Origin of the sequence: Microbacterium sp. BE35 (assembly GCF_031457705.1) — a bacterium.
GTDB lineage: Bacteria > Actinomycetota > Actinomycetes > Actinomycetales > Microbacteriaceae > Microbacterium > Microbacterium trichothecenolyticum.
This window is the reverse complement of the sequence record NZ_JAVDXD010000007.1, coordinates 211,030-231,177: the sequence shown is the minus strand read 5'-3', so window position 1 is coordinate 231,177 and position 20,148 is coordinate 211,030. Positions and strand designations below refer to the sequence as shown.

Here is a 20,148-nt window from a genome sequence, read left to right as displayed (position 1 = left end):
TTGTGCCCTCGTTTCGCCCGTGTAACGGATCCGGGCGACGGATGCTGCGACAGCTCGCTTTCGTCCCGCGCGGCTCAGCGGGGCTCGCCGGCGATGTCGCGGGGCGGACGTAGGCTCATCGCATGCCCGCCGCCCGACGCCCGACGCAGACCGCCCCCTATCGGTGCACCGAGTGCGGCTGGACCACGCTCAAGTGGGTCGGGCGCTGTGGCGAGTGCCAGCAGTGGGGCACCGTGGTCGAGGCCGCCGAACAGACCGGCATCCTCCGGTCGGTCACGCCGGTGTCTCCCGGGACGGGGCGCGCGGCGCAGCCGATCACCCGCATCGACACCTCCGACGCCCCGCGGCGCACCACCGGCGTGGGCGAGTTCGACCGCGTGCTCGGCGGCGGGCTCGTGCCCGGGGCCGCCATCCTCCTCTCGGGCGAACCGGGCGTCGGCAAGTCGACGCTGCTGCTCGAGGTCGCCGCACGGTCGGCGCAGGCCGGGCGCCGCGTGCTCTACGCGAGCGCCGAGGAATCGACGGCACAGGTGCGGCTGCGCGCCGAACGCACCGGCGCTCTCCACGACGAGCTGTACCTCGCGAGCGAGACCGACCTGGCGACGATCCTCGGCCACGTCGACGACGTGACGCCCGACCTCCTCATCGTCGACTCGGTGCAGACGGTGTCGTCGGCACTGTCCGAGGGCATGGCCGGGCATCCGTCGCAGGTGCGCGAGGTCGCCGCGACGCTCATCCGCGTCGCGAAGGACCGCGGGCTGCCGACGATCATCGTGGGTCACGTGACAAAAGACGGCTCGATCGCGGGGCCTCGCATCCTCGAGCACCTGGTCGACGTGGTCTGCCAGTTCGAGGGCGACCGGCAGACGTCGCTGCGGTTCGTGCGCGCGCTCAAGAACCGCTTCGGCCCCACGGACGAGGTCGGATGCTTCGACATGACCGGCGCCGGCATCGCCGAGGTGCCCGACCCCAGCGCGCTGTTCCTCGGGCACGGCAGCACCGAGCCCGGCACGTGCGTGTCGATCGCGCTCGAGGGCCGCCGCGCGCTGCCGGTCGAGGTGCAGGCGCTCACCATCGACAGCAAGTCGGGCAACCCGCGGCGCATCGTGAACGGCGTCGATGCCGCGCGCGTCGCGACCGTGCTCGCGGTGCTCGAGAAGCGGATGCGGATCAAGACCTCCGACCAGGACGTCTACGTCTCGACGGTCGGCGGTGTGAGATTCGCCGAACCGGCGGCCGACCTCGCCATCGCGCTCGCGGTCGCCAGCGCGGTCGAGGGCTGGACGATCCCGCGGCATATCGCCGTCGTCGGCGAGCTGAGTCTGGCGGGCGAGGTGCGTCCCGTCACCCAGGCCGCACAGCGGCGCAGCGAAGGAGCCCGCCTCGGCTATCGGGACGTGATCGACCACCGCTCGGGGTCGCTGGGCGGCGCCGTCAGCGACGTGCGGGCGCGCTCGAAGGGCCGCCCCGGCGAGGACATCCCCGAGGTCTGAGCAGCGGCGACGCGCTCAGCGACCGCGAGGCCGCCGGCGACGCTCCGGGTCGGCGAATCCCAGCACGATGGGGATCACGAGTCCAGCCGCGCACACGATTCCGACCAGCAGGAATTCCACCCGGCGAGTCTGCCCCGTGGTCCCGCGTCGCGCAAACCCTTCGCCCGGAGTGTCGCCGGGTCGAGGCATCCGTCCGGCGCCCCCTCTTGCCAGATCAGGAGACCTGGCGGAGACAGGAACTTTCGCGCCCGATCGTCCGGTTCTCGCCGGATCTCCTGATCTGGTCGACACGAACGTGGCCCGGGAGGCGGGACGCCGGAGTCAGGCGTCGAGTGCGGCGATGAGGTCGGTGGGCGACGCCTGCAGAGGGTGTGGTCCGGCGATGTCGAAGAAGACGGTGGTGATCTCGTCCTCGTGCGCGCCGAGGAAGGCGCGCAGCCAACTCGGCGATTGCAGCGCGACTCCCGGCGGCAGCGTCTCGGGCTTGTGTGCGGCGTCGCTGAACAGCAGCAGCGCGACGTCGCCGGTCTTCGCGTCGCGGTACGTCCAGACCTCGCCGACATCGAGTGGGTTGTCGCGGTGTCCGGGACGCATCAGCGGGACGACGGTGGGCCCGTGGCGCAGCGCGAAGGCGACCGCGGCCATGTCCTGCGTCTGGAGCGCGTCGCCGAGCTGCGTGTTGCGGAACTCGAGCGGTTCCTTCGCCTTGTTCGCGCGCTTCTTGCCTGCCACCCGTCCAGCGTAATCGCCCGCTCGCCGCCGCTCTCCCCGGACCGGGAGCGGCTCAGGCGAGGAAGCCGCGCAGCAGAGCCTCGGAACCGGCCAGGTGTTCGAGGATCGCGGCTTCCGCAGCATCCGGTCGCCCCGCGAGGATCGCGGTCACGATGCGCTCGTGCTGCACGTTGGAGTGCTCGATGTTGCGCGGCAGCAGCGGGAAGGTGTCGAGCCACTCGTTCACGCGCGCGCGGTTCTCGGCGGCGAGCGCGACGAGCGACGGGATGGCGGCGAGCTCGGCGATCGTCAGGTGGAGCAGGGTGTCGAGCCGGCGATAGTCGGATTCGGATGCCTCGGCCACGACCTCGTACCGCGCCCAGAGCTCGTCGCGGGCGGCGGCGTCGAGCGTGCGTCCGGCTGCCGCACGCGCCGCGCCCGCCTCGAGCACGCGGCGAAGCCCGAGGACGTCCTCGAGCTCGGCGGTCGTGACGTCGCGGGGGTGTGGCGGCTGCGGCAGCGGGTCGGCGACGAACGTGCCGCCGTAGCGGCCCCGGCGACGCACGAGGTAGCCGGTGTCCGCGAGCTCGCGGATCGCCTCGCGCACGGTGTCGCGACTCACCGCGTAGAGCACGGCGAGCTCCCGCTCGGATGGGAGCGACTCCCCCGGCGCGACGACACCGAGCCGGATCGTCTGCACCAGCCGCGCGACGGTGTCCTCGAGCGCGTTGCCCTCGCGCACCGGCCGGTAGACGGCCTTGCGCACCTCCTGCAGCGGGGCATCGGTCATGGCGAGACCTTACAGGGGCGTGACGTAGGCGTTGGTGATGCCGCCGTCCACCACGAACGTGCTCGCGGTAACGAACGACGCGTCGTCCGACGCGAGGAAGGCGACCGCAGCCGCGAGCTCTTCGGGTTCGGCGAAGCGGCCCATCGGGACGTGTACGAGCCGGCGCTGCGCGCGCTCGGGGTCCTTCGCGAAGAGCTCCTGCAGCAGCGGGGTGTTCACCGGCCCCGGGCACAGCGCGTTCACGCGCACGCCCTGGCGCGCGAACTGCACGCCGAGCTCGCGGGTCATGGCGAGGACGCCCCCTTTGGACGCGGTGTACGAGATCTGCGACGTCGCCGACCCGAGCAGCGCCACGAACGAGGCGGTGTTGATGATCGATCCCTTGCCCGCCGGCACCATGTGCCGCAGCGCCGCTCGCGAGCACAGGTACACGCTCTTGAGGTTGACGTCCTGCACGCGATCCCACGCCGGCAGCTCGGTCGTCTCGATCGAGTCGTCATCGGCGGGAGAGATGCCGGCGTTGTTGAAGGCGATGTCGAGGCGCCCGAGGTCCCCCGCGACCGAGTCGAACAGCATGTTGACGGATGCCTCGTCCGCGACGTCCACGAGCCGGAACAGGCCGTCCACCTCGGCGGCGGCACGCTCGCCCGTCGCGGGGTCGAGGTCGGCGATCACGACGCGTGCGCCCTCGGCGGCGAACCGCCGTGCGGTCGCGAGGCCGATGCCGGATGCCCCGCCCGTGATGACGGCCACCCGGTCCTTGAGCCGCTGGGTCAGATCCATGCTGTTCCCTTCCATTTCTGCCGTGCGCAATCCGGACTTTGCAGGATTCCGCGCCCCGGAGGCCGCGAAGTCCGGACATCGCAACGGTGGTGGATGCCGATCACGAGGCGTCCGTCGCGAAGAAGACGTTCTTGGTCTCGGTGAAGTGCTCGGCGGCGTCGGGGCCGAGCTCGCGGCCGAGCCCCGACGCCTTCATGCCGCCGAACGGGGTCCAGTACCGCACGGAGGAGTGCGAGTTGACCGACAGCACGCCGCTCTTCACGCCCCGCGAGACGCGCACGGCACGGCCGAGGTTCTCCGTCCAGATCGAGCCGGCGAGACCGTAGATCGTGTCGTTCGCGAGACGGATCGCTCCGGCCTCGTCCTCGAACGGCAGCACCGCGACGACGGGTCCGAAGACCTCCTCGCGCGCGATGCGGTCGGCGGGGTCCGCCAGCACCACCGTGGGCGCGAACCAGAAGCCGTCACCGGACGGCGCCGACCCGCGGAACGCGACGTCCGCACCATCGAGGAACCCTTCGACGGTGAAGCGATGCGAGGCCGAGATCAGCGGGCCCATCTCTGTCGCCTCGTCCGCGGGGTCGCCGACTCGCCAGGCCCGCACCGCGGGCTCGAGCAGCTCGAGGAACCTGTCGTACACCGATCGCTCGACCAGGATGCGGCTGCGGGCGCAGCAGTCCTGCCCGGCATTGTCGAACACCGCACCCGGTGCCGATGCCGCGGCCTTCTCGAGGTCGGCGTCGGCGAACACGATGTTGGCGCTCTTGCCGCCGAGCTCCAGGGTGACGGGCTTGAGCTCGCGCGCACAGCCGGCCGCGACATCCGTCCCCACCGACGTCGATCCGGTGAAGACGACCTTGCGCACGTCCGGGTGGGACACGAACCGCTGCCCGACCACGGAGCCAGACCCCGTCACCACTTCGAAGAGCCCCTCGGGCAATCCGGCGAGAAGCGCGAGCTCCCCCAGCCGGATCGCCGTGAGCGGCGTCAGCTCGGCGGGCTTCAGCACCACGGCGTTGCCCGCGGCGAGCGCCGGAGCGAACCCCCACGATGCGATCGTCATCGGGAAATTCCACGGCACGATGATCCCGACGACGCCGTAGGGCTCGTGGAACGTCACGTCGAGCCCGCCCGCGACCGGGATCTGCTGTCCCGACAGACGCTCGGGCGCGCCGGCGTAGAAGTTCAGCACCTGCGCGACGTGCGACGCCTCCCAGCGCGCCGAGCCGATCGGGTGACCCGAGTTCAGCACCTCCAGCTGCGCCAGCTCCTCCCCGTGCGCCTCGACGACGCGCGCGAACGACCGCAGCGCGTCGGCGCGCGCGACCGGCGGCAGCGAGGCCCACGAACGCTGCGCGACGACGGCGCGCGAGATCGCAGCATCCGTCTCGCCCGCACTCGCGCGGGCGACCTCACGGATCGGCAGCGCGGTCGCCGGGTTGATGACGGTGAACACGCTCATGCGGTCGGCACTCCTCGTGATGCATAGACGGATGCCTCGGCCACAAGACCTGCGAACAGCCGGCGGTCCTCCTGGTTCTGCTCGGGGTGCCACTGCACGCCGAGCACATAGCCCTCGCCGTCGGACTCGAACGCCTGCACGAGCCCGTCGGTGTGGGCGGTCGCGACCAGTCCGGCGCCGAGACGGTCGATGCCCTGGTGGTGGTAGCTGTGCACCTCGAGCTCACCGGGACCGACGAGCTCCGCCAGGCGCGACCCCTCGTCGACGATGACGTCGTTCGTCGCGAAGACGCCGCCGCCGACGCGGAACCGCTCGGTGCCGAGCGCCTCGGGCAGATGCTGATGCAGCGTGCCGCCGCGTGCCACGTTCACGAGCTGGAGGCCGCGGCAGATCGCGAGCACCGGGAGCCGACGCTGTTCCGCGCCGCGGAACAGCGCGAGCTCCCACGCGTCGCGGTCCGGGCGCGGCTCGTCGGTGAGCGGATGCCGCTGTGCCCCGTAGAGTTCCGGCTGCACGTCGCGCCCGCCGGTGAGGATCAGTCCGTCGAGTCCATCGAGCACCGCTTCGGCGGCGATCTCGGGGTCCGGCTGCGGCGGCAGCAGCACGGCCACGCCGCCGGACGCCGTCACCGAGTCGAAGTAGACCTGCGGGAGGAACGCCGCACGCACGTCCCATACGCCTTGCTTGGCCTGCTCGAGGTAGGTCGTCAGGCCGATCAGGGGCTTCCTAAAGGCGTTCGAAGCCACGGACCCTCTCCCAGTCGGTCACGGCGGCGTCGTAGGCCTCGACCTCGATGCGCGCCTGGTTCAGGTAGTGGTCGACCATGTCGTCGCCGAACGCCGCACGGGCGATGGCCGACTCGTCGAACAGCTGCGCCGCTTCGCGCAACGTGGTCGGCAGGTGGTCGACGCCGGCCGTGTAGGCATTGCCCTCCAGCCGGTCGGGCAGCGGCAGCTCGTGTTCGATGCCGTGCAGGCCGCCCGCGATGATGGCGGCGATGCCCAAGTACGGGTTGACGTCGCCGCCCGGCACCCGGTTCTCGACCCTGAGCGAGGAACCGTGGCCGACCACGCGCAGCGCGCACGTGCGGTTGTCGACGCCCCACGCGACGCCGGTCGGGGCGAACGAGCCCTTCGCGAATCGCTTGTACGAGTTGATGTTGGGCGCGTAGAGCAGCGTGAACTCGCGGAGCGTCGCCAGGACGCCGGCGATCCAGTGGTCCATGAGCGGGCTGAAGCCGTGCGCGCCGTCGCCGGCCATGACGGGGTCGCCCGCCGCCGAGCGCACCGAGAGGTGGATGTGGCAGCTGTTGCCCTCGCGCTCGTTGAACTTGGCCATGAACGTGATCGACTTGCCGTGATGCCCGGCGATCGCCTTCGCGCCGTTCTTGTAGATCGCGTGCTGGTCGGCGGTCTGCTGCACCTCGGCGAACCGGAACGCGATCTCCTGCTGGCCCAGGTTGCACTCGCCCTTGACGCCCTCGGTGTAGAGGCCGGCCCCGTCCATCGACAGCCGGATGTCGCGCAGCAGCGGCTCGAGGCGGCCCGAGGCGAGCAGGTCGTAGTCGACGTTGTAGTCGGTGGACGGAGTGAGGTCGCGGTAGCCCTTGGCCCAGGCCTCCCGATACGTGTCGTCGAAGACGATGAACTCGAGCTCCGTCCCGGAGAAGGCAACGAGACCTCGGCCGGCGAGCCGCTCGCGCTGGCGGTTCAGGATGTCGCGCGGCGACTGCACCACGGGGTCGCCGCTCTCCCACGTGAGGTCGGCCATCACGAGTGCCGATCCGGGAAGCCACGGGATGCGCCGGAGTGTGGAGACGTCGGGCCGCAGCATCATGTCGCCGTAGCCGGTCTCCCAGCTCGACATCGCGTAGCCGTCGACGGTGTTCATGTCGACGTCGACCGAGAGCAGGTAGTTGCACGCCTCCGCGCCGTGCGGCAGCACCTCTTCCTGGAAGAGCCGCGCCGACACCCGCTTGCCGACGAGCCGGCCCTGCGCGTCGGCGAACGCGACGATGACGGTGTCGATGTCACCCGCGGCGATCCCGGCGTCGAGATCGGAGACGCTGAGTGGGGCCTTGGCCGTCATGAGTCCTCCATTGGTGGGCAGCGCGTCCTTTTCGCCCCTCCAATGCCACCGTATCGGGCCACGCGCGGGACGAAGTTGCTTCTAAAGGTAGACACGAAGTACCTTTCGCGCCATTCTCTTGCCCAGAGGCGATACATCCGCAGAATCGCGCGCGCTTTCCCGAGAGCGAGGAGCCCGTCATGTCAGATTCCCGATCCGTCGGCGGCGTCACCTACACGCAGGCCGGCAGCGAGTACTTCCAGAAACGCCAACTCACCCGGGCCGCCGGATTCTGGGGCCTGTGGGGCCTCGGTGTCGCGGCTGTCGTCTCGGGCGACTTCTCGGGCTGGAACTTCGGCCTCGGAGCCGCCGGCTGGGGCGGGCTGCTGATCGCGACGCTGATCATCATCGTCATGTACTTCGGCATGCTCTTCTCGATCGGGGAGATGTCGGCGGCGCTGCCCCACACCGGCGGCGCCTATTCGTTCGCGCGATCGGCGATGGGCCCCTGGGGCGGATTCATCACGGGGTTCGCCGAGACCATCGAGTACGTCTTCACCACGGGCGTCATCGTGCTCTTCTCCGCCGACTACCTGAACGGGATCTTCTCGATCCTCACCGGCGGGGCGTTCGACCTCAAGGAGGCGGGACTCCAGTGGGTCTGGTGGATCGTCCTCTACGCAGTGTTCATCGCCCTCAACACCGCGGGAGCCGCGATCTCCTTCCGTTTCGCCGTCGTCGTGTCGATCCTGACCATCGGCATCCTCGTGCTCTTCGGCGTGCTCGCGTTCGCAAACGGCGCGGTGGACTTCTCCCGGGTGTGGGACATCGCGCCCGACGAGTCCGTTGCCGGGTCGTCGGAGTTCCTGCCGTTCGGCGGTATGGGCATCCTGTTCGCCCTGCCGTTCGCGATGTGGTTCTTCCTCGGGATCGAAGAGCTCCCCCTCGCAGCGGAAGAGGCGCACAACCCTCAGAAGGACATCCCCCGTGCCGGTATCTGGGGCCTGCTGACCCTCATCTTCACCGGCGCCATCGTGCTGTTCCTGAACCCCGCGGTCACCGGCTCGGCCGCGATCGCGGCCAGCGGTGAGCCGCTGCTCGACGGCTTCCGAGCGTTCCTCCCGCCCCAGCTCGCCGCGGTGCTCGCCCTGTTCGCCCTGATCGGCCTCCTCGCTTCGCTGCAGGGCATCATGTTCGCGTACGGACGCAACATGTACTCCCTGTCGCGCGCGGGCTACTACCCCAAGTTCCTGTCGCTCACAGGCAAGCGCCAGACGCCATGGGTGGCTCTCCTGACAGGCGCGATCATCGGCTTCGTCGTGCTGGTCGGGGTCGACCTCATCACCAAGGCCAACGAAGACATCGGCGCCGTCTCGAACGCGATCGTGCTCAACATCGCGGTGTGGGGCGCCGTCATCTCGTACCTGCTGCAGATGGTGTCGTACATCGTGCTCAAGGTGAAGCTGCCCGACGTCGCGCGCCCGTACCGCAGCCCGGTCGGCATCACGGGCGCCGCCATCGCGGGCGTCATCGCACTCGCGACGTTCATCGGCCAGTTCATCAACCCCGGATACACGGCCGCGATCATCGCGATCGGAGTGCTCTACGTCATCGGCCTCGTCATCTTCGCCCTCGTCGGCCGCCACCGCCTCGTGCTCTCTCCTGAGGAGGAGTACGCGCTGTCGGGCGGCCGGCACCGCGATCCGCAGGCGGAGGGCTACGACGCGATGGAGAAAGAGGTCTTCGACAACAAGCCCTAGGTGTTCGGCCAAGACACCTGTGCAGGGGAAGAGGAGCGGGGCGTGGCCGCCTGGGGCGGCCCCGCCCCGATTCACGCGCACTGAAACGACTCAATCGACCGGTGCACGCTCGCGCTCGACACGCCGGATGCCGTGTCCCCCAAAAGGTGGACAAACCCGGCCGTGATGGTTATCGTTGATCCGCCGTCGACGGCTGGGAGACCGAGTCGGTGCACTGGGGAGCTGGGATCTTCTGGGGAATCTGGGGCCACTGAACTTCCGCAGCAAAGCGGTCCCTCGGATGCCATTGCAGGGCGTCCGAGGGACCGCGATTCCGTTTCCGCGCCGACCGCTGGGACAGTCGACCCGGCACTGGGGAGGCCGGGGATCGGTGCTGGGGACACCTTTGCGCTGATTCTGCAACGGAATCGCGTTCACTCTAGCCGGTCGGCCCGCGACGGGCCCACGCCCCGCCGACACCAGCATGCGCGACGTGACGCGCCCCGTCGCCGGCGACGCAGCGTGTGGCTACGACGTGCGGCCGACTGCCGCAATCCGCCGTCGCGACGAACACCCGGCGAAGCCCGAAGGCCAGCAATAGCATCGGCGGTCTGCGCGACAACGACGACGCCAGACGAAGACTCCCCAGTCCATTCGAGCTCCCCAGCTCCACGAAGCATTTCGAATCTCCGCGTTCGTCCGTGATCCTACTCCGATCGTGGCCCGCGCGCGGCGGCGCCCTCGCCCGACCGCCCTGATCCGCGTCCGCCGGAAGCTCCGCGCGCCCATCATGCGGAGATGGCTGACGTTGCGCGCGTCTGCGACTGATGGCGAGAGCAACCGGGTCGTGAACGCAACCGCAAGATTCGCGCAAGAAATCTCCGGTTCGGTGTCCCCCATTTGGGGGACAAGGTACCTTGAACGTGGCGTCGTCGTGAGGCGCTGGGGAGGCTGTGGGAGCCTCGCCTCACGACATGCCGACTGGGGAAACTGGGGAACGGCCGAGTATGCGCGGGCGCTTTCCGAGCAGCCCCCCTCGAGCCCGTCGCCTGCCAGCTACCGAAGCCCGAGGGGGGCCGGGCCATCAACGGCGCGTGCGTTTCCTGCTGGGGACAGGGGAACGCACCGCCCTACTGCGCCCCTCTGGGGATGGGCCGGGCGTGCTGTCGAAGCCACTAGCCACGATGACACACGCGGCACCGGCTGCGCATTTGTTCCAAGCAATGAACGCAAACGTCGGGCGCGCGTTCACGCGTTGCGCAGCGGTATCCGGCGCCGTCGTCGCTTCCCGCGATCGTCTCAGTAGAGCAGGAACTGCTTCGGCTCGGTCGAGGGGATGCCGCCGATCTCGACCGACAGGTGGTACGAGGCGCCGCCGCCGGGAGCCATCGGGCGGTTGCCGTCGGCGCAGGTGCCGACCGCGGAGCGCGTGCGATCCCACGAGAGGGCCGTTGCGCTCGACACCGTCTGCCCGGCGGCGATCAGCACGATCATGTCGCTGGGCTCGCTCTGGCAGTCGGTCGAGCGCCACCAGATGTCGTCGCCGCTGGTCACCGTGAACGACTGGGCGCTCGTGCCGACGTTCATCGTGCAGTCGGGACCGTTGTTGGTGAGGGAGATGGTGAACTGCGGCTGCTGGTCGCCCGCGTAGGTGTCGGCGCTGGTGACCGGCTCGACCGTGATCTCGCTCGCGACACACGGCTGTGCGGTGGGGGTGGCCCCGGGCGTCGGGGTCTGCCCTTCGACGACAGCCCCCTCGACGGCGCCGGTGTCGGTTCCTCCGGTCGTCGCCTGCGACGACGGCACGGGAAGCGACTCGGCCGTGTTCTTCGCCGGGGGCTTGTCCTCGGATGATGTGGTCGCCGCCCCCGCCCACGGCTGGGCGATGAGCAGCCAGACGACCGCCGCGATGACCAGCAGCCCCACGATCAGCACAAGCCGCCGGCGACGGTAGACCGCCTTGGAGGGGCGACGTCGGGGGGTGGTGCCGGTCATGCTCACCAGGCTAACGGCGGGCGTGGCCTTCTCTCGTCGGCGCGCCCCGGATGCCGCGACCCGGCGGCAGCGCGAGCGTCAGAGGCGCTTGATCATCCGGGTGTTGCCGAGAGTGTTCGGCTTCACATGCGCGAGGTCGAGGAACTCCGCGACGCCCTCGTCGGGAGAGCGGATGAGCTGCGAGTAGACGTCGGGGTCGACGACCTGCTCGCCGATCTGCTCGAACCCGCGGCGCGTGAAGAACTCGACCTCGAACGTCAGGCAGAACAGGCGCGAAAGGCCGAGCGTACGGGCGTTCGTCTCGAGGCCCTCGACGATCGCGCGGCCCACGCCGTGGTGCAGCCAGCCGTCGGCGACGATCAGGGTGCGGACCTCGCCGAGGTCCTCCCACATGACGTGCAGCGCGCCGCAGCCGATGAGGTCGCCGTTCGCATCCTCGGCGACGAGGAACTGCTGCGTCGCCTCGTAGAGCACCACGAGGTCCTTGCCGAGCAGGATGCGCCGCTGCACGAACGGCTCGAGGAGCGCCTGGATGCGGCGGACGTCGCTCGTGCGCGCCGGCCTGACCGTGAACTCTGCCACCCGTCCAGCGTAAGACCCCCGCTCGCCGACGAACGCACCCACGAACGACGAAGAGCGGATGCCGCAGCATCCGCTCTTCGTTCCGATCAGGTTTACGCGTTCGCAGCGAGATCCGGCGTGGCGGTGATCTCGCCGTTGTGCACGACGCCGACGGCGACCTTGTCGCCGCGCGGTCCGTGCTCGAAGACGAACTCGCCGTTCTGCGCGTCGACCTTCACATGGTCGCCCGCGTCGAGCTCGCCGTGCAGGATCTTCTCCGAAAGACGGTCCTCGACCTCGCGCTGCATCGCGCGACGCAGCGGCCGGGCGCCGAGCGCGGGGTCGAAGCCGATCTCGATCAGCTTGTCCTTCGCGGCATCCGTCAGCTCGATCGTCATGTCGCGGTCGAGCAGCCGCTCGCCGAGGCGCTTGGTGAACAGACCCACGATCTGGCGGAGCTCGTCCTTGTCGAGCTGCGGGAAGACGATGATGTCGTCGACGCGGTTCAGGAACTCGGGCTTGAAGTTGCGCTTCAGCTCCTCGTTGACCTTGCCCTTCATGCGCTCGTAGGTCGTGCCGCTGTTGCCCTCGACCTGGAAGCCCACGGGGCCTCCGGCGATCGCCGACGAACCGAGGTTCGTCGTCATGATGATCACCGTGTTCTTGAAGTCGATGACACGACCCTGACCGTCGGTCAGGCGACCCTCTTCGAGGATCTGCAGGAGCGAGTTGAAGATGTCGGGGTGGGCCTTCTCGATCTCGTCGAAGAGCACCACCGAGAACGGCTTGCGACGCACCTTCTCCGTGAGCTGGCCGCCCTCTTCGAACCCGACGAATCCGGGAGGGGCGCCGAACAGCCGCGAGACGGTGTGCTTCTCGCCGAACTCCGACATGTCGAGAGAGATGAGCGCGTGCTCGTCGTCGAAGAGGAACTCGGCGAGCGCCTTGGCGAGCTCGGTCTTTCCGACGCCCGTGGGGCCGGCGAAGATGAAGGAGCCCGACGGGCGCTTCGGGTCCTTGAGGCCCGCGCGCTGACGGCGGATCGTCTTCGAGAGTGCGGCGATCGCCTCCTCCTGGCCGATGACGCGCTGGTGCAGCGCCTTCTCCATGAAGACGAGACGGCTCGACTCCTCCTCGGTGAGCTTGAACACCGGGATGCCGGTGGCCTGGGCGAGCACCTCGGCGATCAGGCCCTCGTCTACCACTGCGTGGGTGGCGACGTCGCCGGAGCGCCACTGCTTCTCGAGGCGCAGGCGCTCGGCGAGGAGCGACTTCTCCTCGTCGCGCAGCGACGCGGCCTTCTCGAAGTCCTGGTCTTCGGAGGCGCGCTCCTTGTCCTCACGGACCTTGGCGATCTTCTCGTCGAACTCGCGCAGCTCCGGCGGGCTCGACAGGATCGACAGGCGCAGGCGCGCGCCGGCCTCATCGATCAGGTCGATCGCCTTGTCGGGGAGGAACCGATCCGAGATGTAGCGGTCGGCGAGGTTCGCTGCCGCGACGATCGCGCCGTCCGTGATCTGCACCTTGTGGTGCGCCTCGTAGCGGTCGCGCAGCCCCTTCAGGATGTTGATCGCGTGGGGCAGGCTCGGCTCGGCGACCTGGATCGGCTGGAAGCGGCGCTCGAGCGCAGCATCCTTCTCGAAGTGCTTGCGGTACTCGTCGAGCGTGGTCGCGCCGATCGTCTGGAGCTCGCCACGGGCCAAGAGCGGCTTCAGGATCGAGGCGGCGTCGATCGCGCCCTCGGCGGCACCCGCACCCACCAGGGTGTGGATCTCGTCGATGAAGACGATGATGTCGCCGCGCGTGCGGATCTCCTTGGTGACCTTCTTGAGGCGCTCCTCGAAGTCACCGCGGTAGCGGGAGCCGGCGATGAGCGAGCCGAGGTCGAGCGAGTAGAGCTGCTTGTCTTTGAGCGTCTCGGGCACGTCGCCCTTGACGATCGCCTGAGCGAGCCCCTCGACGACAGCGGTCTTGCCGACACCCGGCTCGCCGATCAGGACAGGGTTGTTCTTGGAGCGACGCGACAGGATCTGCATCACGCGCTCGATCTCCTTCTCGCGCCCGATGACCGGGTCGAGCTTGTTGTCGCGCGCGGCCTGCGTGAGGTTGCGGCCGAACTGGTCGAGCACCTGCGAGCCGCCCTGTGTCGTGCCCTGGGTCTGCTCGCCGGCGCCGGAGGCCACGCCCGCGGGCTCCTTGCCCTGGTAGCCCGAGAGCAGCTGGATGACCTGCTGGCGCACCTTGTTGAGGTCGGCCCCGAGCTTGACGAGCACCTGGGCGGCGACGCCCTCGCCCTCGCGGATGAGGCCGAGGAGGATGTGCTCGGTGCCGATGTAGTTGTGGCCCAGCTGCAGCGCCTCGCGCAGGCTCAGCTCGAGCACCTTCTTGGCTCGCGGCGTGAAGGGGATGTGCCCTGTCGGCTGCTGCTGGCCCTGGCCGATGATGTCCTGCACCTGCTCGCGCACGGCGTCGAGCGAGATGCCCAGGCTCTCGAGCGCCTTGGCGGCGACCCCTTCGCCCTCGTGGATGAGACCGAGCAGGATGTGCTCGGTGCCGATGTAGTTGTGGTTCAGCATCTTCGCCTCTTCCTGGGCGAGGACGACCACACGACGGGCACGGTCGGTGAATCTCTCGAACATCGTTCACTCCTCCGGGGCGGTGTGGGTCTGCTGAGCCCATCTCGCCTTACATCGAGGGTAGCCAGCGGCTCGGGAGCGCACGGCCGTGTTCGCCGTGGGCATAGCGCGCGCGAAACGGAACGGATGCCTTGCGCCGCAGCATCCATCGGGCTTATCGTTTTTCGATAACAACGTTTATCGATATGGGGTCAGGCATGGGATGGGGATTCCTCGCACTCTGGGTCGGGTTGCCGATCGTCGTGGCGACGCTCGTGGTGGCGGTGATGGTGCGCAGCAGACGCGGCGACCGCGCCACGGCGCTCTCGCGGGTAGAGGAGTGGGTCGTCGCCCTGGTGGGCACGGGCGCCCTGCTCGTCGCCGGCGGCAGCGCGGTCTTTCTGGTGACGGCGGGGATCCAGGTGTTCACCCGGGAGCCTTCGCGGGTGTCGGGCTTCCCGCTCGGGAACGCGCTGGTGCCTGCGTTCACCGAGAAGTCGAGCGCGATTGTAGACGCCGGCTACGAATCGGCATGGATCGACGTGACAGGTCTCCCCGACGGCACGCGCTGGCTGCTGTACCTCGAACTCGCGCTGCCCTTGCTCGCAACTCTCTCGATCGGCCTCGCAGTGGCGTGGCTCGCCATCGCTCTCCTGCGCGGACGCCCGTTTGTGCGGTCGCTTCCCAACGTCGTCGGCGTGGCCTCGATCGCGGTGCTGGTCGGAGGACTCGGCTCGCAGGTGCTGGCGAGCGCGGCGCGGGCATCGGTCGTCGCCTACCTCGGCGCACGCCACATGACTGCCGGCGACATGGGCGACGGACCGTACGAGGGCTTCATGGGATGGAGTCTGTCGTTGGACCTTGCTCCGGTCGGATGGGCGCTCGGGCTCGCGCTGGTAGCCGCGGCCTTCCAGATCGGCGTGCGCATGCAGAAGGACACGGAGGCTTTGGTCTGATGGGCATCGGGTGGACAGACCTCGGCGGCGCCCTGCTCCTCACCCTCGCAGGGCTCGCGATCCTCGCGGCGATCGTCGGCCTGCTCGTCTGGGACGCGCGGCGACGAAAGAGCCCCAGCGTGATCCTCGAGGTGACCGGCGCGGTCGCCCGCATGTGGCTCGCGCTCACCGTACTCGCGGCCGGGCTCACGATTTGGCGCTGGCTCAGCGCGGTCGACACGTGGGTCGCCGGTGTCCCGGTGGCGCTGGTGTGGCCCGAGACGCTGCCGTGCGAACAGACCGTTCCCGCTGAGCCGACGGCGACCACGGCACTGTGGTGCGCGAATGCCCCGGCGGCCGACCTCACGATCACGGTGCTCAGCGCGGGCGCCAAGGTGATGCTCGCCCTCGGCGAGTTGCTCACGCTCGTGGTGATCGCGATGCCCGCGGTGCTCCTCGTCGTGGTGTGCCGCGAGGCGCTGCGGGGAACACCCTTCGCTCGAATCGCCGGCCGCTGGCTCGTCATCGCAGCCGTCGTCGTGCTGGCGGCCGGCCTCGGCGGCGGACTCGTCGGCGACATCGGCCGTGCGATGGCCGCGGCTGAGGTACTGCCGCCGAGCACGAGTGACGCGGCAGTGACCGCGACGGGCATCTACCGGCTCACGGTGCCGCTCTGGCCGATCGGCGCCGCCGTCGCGCTGTGGGCTCTCGGCGCGGTGTTCCGGCACGGGGCCTCGCTGCAGCGCGACGTGCGAGGCCTCGTGTGACTCCCGCCGACGACGACGGCCCCTCCGGGGTGCACTGCCGGCTCGACGAGCTGCTCGAGGAGCGCGGCATGACCCTGACACGGCTGTCGGAACTCGTCGGAGTCTCGGTCGTGAACCTGTCGATCCTCAAGAACGACCGCGCCCGCGCGATCCGCTACTCGACGCTGTCCGCGATCTGCCGGGCGCTGGATTGCGAGGTCGGCGACCTGCTGGTGCGGGCGGATTGAGGATTCTGGCCGCCCACCGCCGCAGCATCCGTCCCCGCTCCGCAGTCACGTTTGGTCAGCTCCCGGTGGGGCGACCCGCCCGAAGCGACTGCGGAGCGGCGATGGCGGACGTCGCCGTCAGCGACGGGAGCGGATTGCCGACCGCACGCGGCGGACGAGGTCCGCCCGACCGTCGACCACGTCGTTCCTCGTGACTCGGATCACGAACCAGCCGGTGCTGGCCAGCGCCTCGTAGCGAGCGATGTCCTTCGCCCATTGCTCGGGATCGCGAAGATGGTGTTCACCCTCGTACTCGATGGCGATCCTCAGCTCGGGGTATGCGAGGTCGACGACTCCGATGAGTCCCCCGATCGAGTCGAATACCGCATGGTTCAGGAGCGGCTCCGGCAGACCCGCGTCGACGATGATCAACCTGCAGCGCGTCTCCATTCGCGACGCCGAACGGGTGCGCACACGAGGAAATGCCGTCCTCAACGCCCTGATGCCCACCCTGCGGCCAGACCGCACCGCCGATTCGAGCTCGGAGAGAGTGCCGAGCGGCTGCGCGTCCCCCGAGAACATCTGCTCGCGGACGACCCCGTCGGCGAGCGCCACGAGGTCGTACTCGTCGCGCACGACCGCCGCCAGCATCACCCAGGTGAATGCGGGACTCGTCAGCGGAAGGCCGTGGCTCGGGTGATCGACGACCGCGACGCTTCGCTGCTTCACCTGGTGGCCGAGAACTCCGTCGTGCCGCGGATGCCGCAGCGGAGCCCGCACCGCGACGTCGAGCATCCGGGGACGACCGAACGCATCGGTCAGGGTGCGAGACGGGAGTGGCAGCCCCCACAACACCGCAGCGGTCACGTGCGAGAAGAACTGATTCGCGGGCATCACCCGCGCGTAGAGGAGGGCACGTTCGCGAATGGCTGCGGTCGCCTCCTCCGCCTTGGACCGCGTTCCCGGCGACGCGGGGACTGCGTCGCACACCACGCGGAGCCCGCGGAAGGGGCTGTCGAGGTCGAGAGCCCGCAGCCTCGACCTCGGGACACCCGCACTCCGCGCCTCCGCGATCGTGAAGACCGTCCCGAGACCGTGTGGAAGCGGCGTTCTGCGCATGCCGCCCGATCCTGACCGCGCGGTCGGTCGCGGTGGAACTCCGTTCCGCGCTCTGTGGACGACGGCACCGTTCACTCCTCCTGGGGAGGAACCAGCGCCTGCCGCTGCGCAGTCAGTAAGGGCGGGACTCGAGGCCCAGGACGCGCCAAAAGTGACTGCGGAACGAAGGTGCCCGAACGCCTGGGGACGGAGCCCCGCCCACGGCGGTTCCGCAGTCAGCTAGGGCGGGACCGACGCCGGGAACGCGCCGGAAGTGACTGCCGAACGAAGGTGCCCGAACGCCGGGGTACGCGGCGCCCGGCCACGGCGTTCCGCAGTCAGAAACGGCCGGACTCGAGGCTCGGAACACGCCAAAAGTGACTGCGGTGCGATGACGGGGCGGCGGCAGGCGGGGCGGGCGGACCGGCTGAGGGATTCCGGATGCCGCGGGCCGCGGCATCCGGAGTCCCACGCGTCAGTTGGGGTAGATCGGGATGCGGATGTTGTCGAACTCGCCGCCGGTGAGGATGGCGAAGGTGTCGGCGTCTTCGTCCTCGAGGCCGTTCACCGCCGTCACGACACCGCGCGGGGCCATGTCCATGGTGCAGACCTGGTCTGCTGGCGGGGTCACGAAGGTCACGGTGACCTCGGTAGCGCTCGTCGGCTCGGTGTTCTCGATCGTGGGAGCGCACGAGGACGAACCCCACGACAGGATCACGAACTGGCCGTCGACGTCCGTCCAGCCGGCGCTCGGCAGGTAGTCGGTCTCACCGCCTGTCTTCAGGCCTTCGACGCCCTCGAGGTCGGTGTCGCCGTGCCAGCCGTCGCCGGTCACCTCGATCTCGACGCCCTTCGCCGGGTCGACACCGTCGGGGGTGCCCACGAGCGTCACGCGCGGGACGAGGTCGGCGGTGCACGCCTCGTCGCCCTCGGCGTCGACCAGGGTGACCTTCATCACGCCGTCCTCGTAGGTCGCCTCCTCGGCGACCGGGATGCACGTCGAGCTGCCCTGGGTGACGATGCCGACCATGCGACCGCCGTCGAGCCAGGCCGCGCCGACCTCCTGCTCGTTGCTGCTGTCGTCGTCCTTGCCGGTCGCGGCCGGCGTCGGGGTGGTGCCGCCGCCGGCGGGCGTCGCGCAGGCCGTCAGGAGTCCTGCGGTGAGCAGCGCCAGGCCGAGACCGGCGAGCAGTGAACGGGAGCGAGTGGGCATGCGAGGCCTCCTGGAGTTCTGCGGACGCCATCCCCCGCAGCATCCGTCACCCATATCGTGTCGCAAAACGCCCCGGAATCTCAGCAGTCCGGTCACGTCAAGGTCACGATCCGCCGGGAGAACCCCCTACTGCAGGGCCGAGGTGAGCCTCGCGAGATTGTCGAGCACCGTCGAGCGCAGCGGCTGCTTCTCCCACTCCTCGAGCGTGAGCTCCCGTGAGAGCGAGCGGTACATGTCCTCCACGATGCGCATCTGGCGCACGAACTCCTCGCCGCGCACGAGCATCGAGATCTCCATGTTGAGACCGAACGAGCGCATGTCCATGTTGCTCGAGCCGACGATGGCGACCTCGTCGTCGATGGTGAGGCTCTTCGTGTGCAGGATGAACGGCTTCTTGTACATCCAGATCTTCACGCCCGCGCGCAGCAGCGCCTCGTAGTAGCTGCGCTGCGCGTGGTAGACGATCGCCTGGTCGCCCTCCTCCGACACGAAGAGCTCGACATGGATGCCGCGTTGACACGCAGTCGTGATCGCCAGCAGCATCGCCTCGTCAGGCACGAAATACGGGCTCACCACGATGATCCTGCGCTGCGCCGCGTAGAGCAGCCCGGCGAAGAGCTTGAGGTTGTTCTGGAATTCGAAGCCCGGTCCGGAGGGGATGATCTGGCAGTCGAGATCGCCCGGCCCGCTGGTCACGTCGAACAGGTCGATCTGGTCGGTGAGCACCTCGTCGGTCTCGCTGTACCAGTCGCTCAGGAAGACGGCATTGACGGATGCCACGACCGGGCCTTGGATGCGCGCCATGAGGTCGACCCAGTGCAGGCCCCGCTTGATGTTCTTGCGCAGGTTGTACGTCGAGTCGGTGACGTTCTGCGAGCCGGTGAACGCGACGCGTCCGTCGACGACGAGGAGCTTGCGGTGGTTGCGCAGATCGGGTCGCTGATACTTGCCGCGCAGCGGCTGCACCGGGAGCATGAGGTGCCACTGCGCGCCCATCGCGGTCAGGCGCTTGAGAGTGCGCTTGTAGAACGGCTTGCCGCGGTTCGCCCAATGGTCCAGCAGAACGCGCACGGTCACGCCGCGCGCCGCCACCTCTTCGAGCGCGCGGAAGAAGTTGTCGGTCGCCGCGTCCGCCTGCAGGATGTAGAACTCGACGTGGACGAACCGCTCGGCTTCGCGAATGGCGTCCGCCATCGCGTCGAGGCTCTCCTGGTAGTCGGGGATCAGGTGCGCAGCGTTGTCGCCGGCGAGGGGCATCGCGCCGAGATTGCGGTTGAGCGTCACGAGCGACGTGAACCAGCCCGGGGCGTGGGGGCGCAACGTGCCGAAGTCCAGCGACGCGCTCGTGTCGTGGATGTAGTCGTTGATGCGCTCCTGCTTGCGGCGGCGCTTGCGCGGAAGCCGCGGGTTGCCGATCAGCAGGAACAGGAACACGCCGATGATCGGGATGAAGTAGATCGCCAGCAGCCACGCCATCGCCGCGGTCGGGCGGCGGTTGCGCGGCACCACGATGATCGCAGTGACGCGGATGACGATGTCGACGATGAAGACGAGCACCACCCACCACGTCGCGTCGAACGTGATGGTGATCATCGAGCGGAGCCTCTCACCGGCGTCGGGCGGACCCGCGTGATCGGACACGCCGACCAAGCGGTGTGCCCACACTATCGGGGGCGGCGGACGCGGCCCCGCATCCGGGCGGAGTCGCGAGGT

General features: G+C 69.2%; 17 protein-coding genes. 5 read left to right on the top strand and 12 right to left on the bottom strand.

What is annotated here, in order from left to right:
* Positions 1–122: 122 nt before the first annotated feature.
* Positions 123–1,493: a DNA repair protein RadA gene (gene radA, locus J2Y46_RS20470; RefSeq protein ID WP_310244974.1), complete on the top strand. Its 1,371-nt coding sequence runs from the start codon at positions 123–125 to the stop codon at positions 1,491–1,493.
* A 321-nt stretch (positions 1,494–1,814) separates the two neighbouring features.
* On the opposite strand, the gene J2Y46_RS20465 is transcribed toward radA, so the two are convergent.
* The 6 genes from J2Y46_RS20465 to J2Y46_RS20440 all read right to left on the bottom strand — a co-directional run bounded on the left by J2Y46_RS20465 (position 1,815) and on the right by J2Y46_RS20440 (position 7,327).
* A complete protein-coding gene (locus tag J2Y46_RS20465) occupies positions 1,815–2,225 on the bottom strand; it encodes a hypothetical protein (protein WP_045296460.1) in 411 nt (136 codons plus the stop codon).
* A 52-nt stretch (positions 2,226–2,277) separates the two neighbouring features.
* Positions 2,278–2,994 carry a FadR/GntR family transcriptional regulator gene (locus J2Y46_RS20460; protein ID WP_045296459.1) on the bottom strand — a complete coding sequence of 239 codons (717 nt, stop codon included), beginning with the start codon at positions 2,992–2,994 and terminating at the stop codon, positions 2,278–2,280.
* 9 nt (positions 2,995–3,003) lie between these two features.
* The gene (locus tag J2Y46_RS20455; protein WP_045296458.1) at positions 3,004–3,777 is read right to left on the bottom strand and encodes a 3-oxoacyl-ACP reductase; all 774 of its coding nucleotides are present in this window, start codon (positions 3,775–3,777) and stop codon (positions 3,004–3,006) included.
* A 100-nt stretch (positions 3,778–3,877) separates the two neighbouring features.
* The gene (locus J2Y46_RS20450) at positions 3,878–5,239 is read right to left on the bottom strand and encodes an aldehyde dehydrogenase (protein ID WP_045296456.1); all 1,362 of its coding nucleotides are present in this window, start codon (positions 5,237–5,239) and stop codon (positions 3,878–3,880) included.
* Complete coding sequence (locus J2Y46_RS20445) at positions 5,236–5,985, bottom strand: gamma-glutamyl-gamma-aminobutyrate hydrolase family protein (protein ID WP_045296455.1); 750 nt, start codon at positions 5,983–5,985, stop codon at positions 5,236–5,238. Before J2Y46_RS20445 ends, J2Y46_RS20450 begins: the two co-directional genes overlap by 4 nt.
* Positions 5,966–7,327, bottom strand: coding sequence for a glutamine synthetase family protein (locus J2Y46_RS20440; protein WP_310244971.1), 1,362 nt, complete (start codon positions 7,325–7,327; stop codon positions 5,966–5,968). Before J2Y46_RS20440 ends, J2Y46_RS20445 begins: the two co-directional genes overlap by 20 nt.
* Before the next feature lie 179 nt (positions 7,328–7,506).
* Here J2Y46_RS20440 and J2Y46_RS20435 point away from each other — a divergent pair, with 179 nt between their 5' ends.
* The gene (locus tag J2Y46_RS20435; protein WP_045296452.1) at positions 7,507–9,066 is read left to right on the top strand and encodes an amino acid permease; all 1,560 of its coding nucleotides are present in this window, start codon (positions 7,507–7,509) and stop codon (positions 9,064–9,066) included.
* Positions 9,067–10,344: 1,278 nt separating this feature from the next.
* On the opposite strand, the gene J2Y46_RS20430 is transcribed toward J2Y46_RS20435, so the two are convergent.
* The 3 genes from J2Y46_RS20430 to J2Y46_RS20420 all read right to left on the bottom strand — a co-directional run bounded on the left by J2Y46_RS20430 (position 10,345) and on the right by J2Y46_RS20420 (position 14,240).
* Positions 10,345–11,040, bottom strand: coding sequence for a hypothetical protein (locus J2Y46_RS20430; protein WP_310244969.1), 696 nt, complete (start codon positions 11,038–11,040; stop codon positions 10,345–10,347).
* Positions 11,041–11,118: 78 nt separating this feature from the next.
* Positions 11,119–11,622, bottom strand: a complete 504-nt coding sequence (locus J2Y46_RS20425; protein WP_045296450.1) for an amino-acid N-acetyltransferase — start codon at positions 11,620–11,622, stop codon at positions 11,119–11,121.
* Between the two features lie 92 nt (positions 11,623–11,714).
* A complete protein-coding gene (locus tag J2Y46_RS20420) occupies positions 11,715–14,240 on the bottom strand; it encodes an ATP-dependent Clp protease ATP-binding subunit (protein ID WP_045296449.1) in 2,526 nt (841 codons plus the stop codon).
* A 194-nt stretch (positions 14,241–14,434) separates the two neighbouring features.
* Between J2Y46_RS20420 and J2Y46_RS20415 the strand changes: the two genes are divergently transcribed.
* From J2Y46_RS20415 to J2Y46_RS20405, 3 genes are read left to right on the top strand one after another with little or no spacing between them, the layout of a single operon-like run.
* Positions 14,435–15,172, top strand: coding sequence for a hypothetical protein (locus tag J2Y46_RS20415; RefSeq protein WP_310244966.1), 738 nt, complete (start codon positions 14,435–14,437; stop codon positions 15,170–15,172).
* Positions 15,172–15,918 carry a hypothetical protein gene (locus J2Y46_RS20410; protein ID WP_310244965.1) on the top strand — a complete coding sequence of 249 codons (747 nt, stop codon included), beginning with the start codon at positions 15,172–15,174 and terminating at the stop codon, positions 15,916–15,918. Before J2Y46_RS20415 ends, J2Y46_RS20410 begins: the two co-directional genes overlap by 1 nt.
* Positions 15,915–16,145, top strand: a complete 231-nt coding sequence (locus J2Y46_RS20405; RefSeq protein WP_310244964.1) for a helix-turn-helix domain-containing protein — start codon at positions 15,915–15,917, stop codon at positions 16,143–16,145. Before J2Y46_RS20410 ends, J2Y46_RS20405 begins: the two co-directional genes overlap by 4 nt.
* A gap of 117 nt (positions 16,146–16,262) precedes the next feature.
* On the opposite strand, the gene J2Y46_RS20400 is transcribed toward J2Y46_RS20405, so the two are convergent.
* The 3 genes from J2Y46_RS20400 to cls form a co-directional block, all read right to left on the bottom strand.
* Positions 16,263–17,018, bottom strand: a complete 756-nt coding sequence (locus J2Y46_RS20400; protein ID WP_310244963.1) for a DUF559 domain-containing protein — start codon at positions 17,016–17,018, stop codon at positions 16,263–16,265.
* A 679-nt stretch (positions 17,019–17,697) separates the two neighbouring features.
* Positions 17,698–18,435, bottom strand: coding sequence for a hypothetical protein (locus J2Y46_RS20395; protein WP_310244961.1), 738 nt, complete (start codon positions 18,433–18,435; stop codon positions 17,698–17,700).
* A gap of 126 nt (positions 18,436–18,561) precedes the next feature.
* The gene (gene cls, locus J2Y46_RS20390; protein WP_045296477.1) at positions 18,562–20,028 is read right to left on the bottom strand and encodes a cardiolipin synthase; all 1,467 of its coding nucleotides are present in this window, start codon (positions 20,026–20,028) and stop codon (positions 18,562–18,564) included.
* Positions 20,029–20,148 lie beyond the last annotated feature (120 nt).

Excerpts from the sequence above, each read along its gene's own strand:
- radA (WP_310244974.1), top strand. The coding sequence starts at position 123 with ATGCCCGCCGCCCGACGCCCGACGCAGACCGCCCCCTATCGGTGCACC.
- J2Y46_RS20460 (WP_045296459.1), bottom strand. The coding sequence starts at position 2,994 with ATGACCGATGCCCCGCTGCAGGAGGTGCGCAAGGCCGTCTACCGGCCG.
- J2Y46_RS20455 (WP_045296458.1), bottom strand. The coding sequence starts at position 3,777 with ATGGATCTGACCCAGCGGCTCAAGGACCGGGTGGCCGTCATCACGGGC.
- J2Y46_RS20450 (WP_045296456.1), bottom strand. The coding sequence starts at position 5,239 with ATGAGCGTGTTCACCGTCATCAACCCGGCGACCGCGCTGCCGATCCGT.
- J2Y46_RS20440 (WP_310244971.1), bottom strand. The coding sequence starts at position 7,327 with ATGACGGCCAAGGCCCCACTCAGCGTCTCCGATCTCGACGCCGGGATC.
- J2Y46_RS20435 (WP_045296452.1), top strand. The coding sequence starts at position 7,507 with ATGTCAGATTCCCGATCCGTCGGCGGCGTCACCTACACGCAGGCCGGC.
- J2Y46_RS20430 (WP_310244969.1), bottom strand. The coding sequence starts at position 11,040 with ATGACCGGCACCACCCCCCGACGTCGCCCCTCCAAGGCGGTCTACCGT.
- J2Y46_RS20420 (WP_045296449.1), bottom strand. The coding sequence starts at position 14,240 with ATGTTCGAGAGATTCACCGACCGTGCCCGTCGTGTGGTCGTCCTCGCC.
- J2Y46_RS20415 (WP_310244966.1), top strand. The coding sequence starts at position 14,435 with ATGGGATGGGGATTCCTCGCACTCTGGGTCGGGTTGCCGATCGTCGTG.
- J2Y46_RS20410 (WP_310244965.1), top strand. The coding sequence starts at position 15,172 with ATGGGCATCGGGTGGACAGACCTCGGCGGCGCCCTGCTCCTCACCCTC.
- J2Y46_RS20400 (WP_310244963.1), bottom strand. The coding sequence starts at position 17,018 with ATGCCCGCGAATCAGTTCTTCTCGCACGTGACCGCTGCGGTGTTGTGG.
- J2Y46_RS20395 (WP_310244961.1), bottom strand. The coding sequence starts at position 18,435 with ATGCCCACTCGCTCCCGTTCACTGCTCGCCGGTCTCGGCCTGGCGCTG.
- cls (WP_045296477.1), bottom strand. The coding sequence starts at position 20,028 with ATGATCACCATCACGTTCGACGCGACGTGGTGGGTGGTGCTCGTCTTC.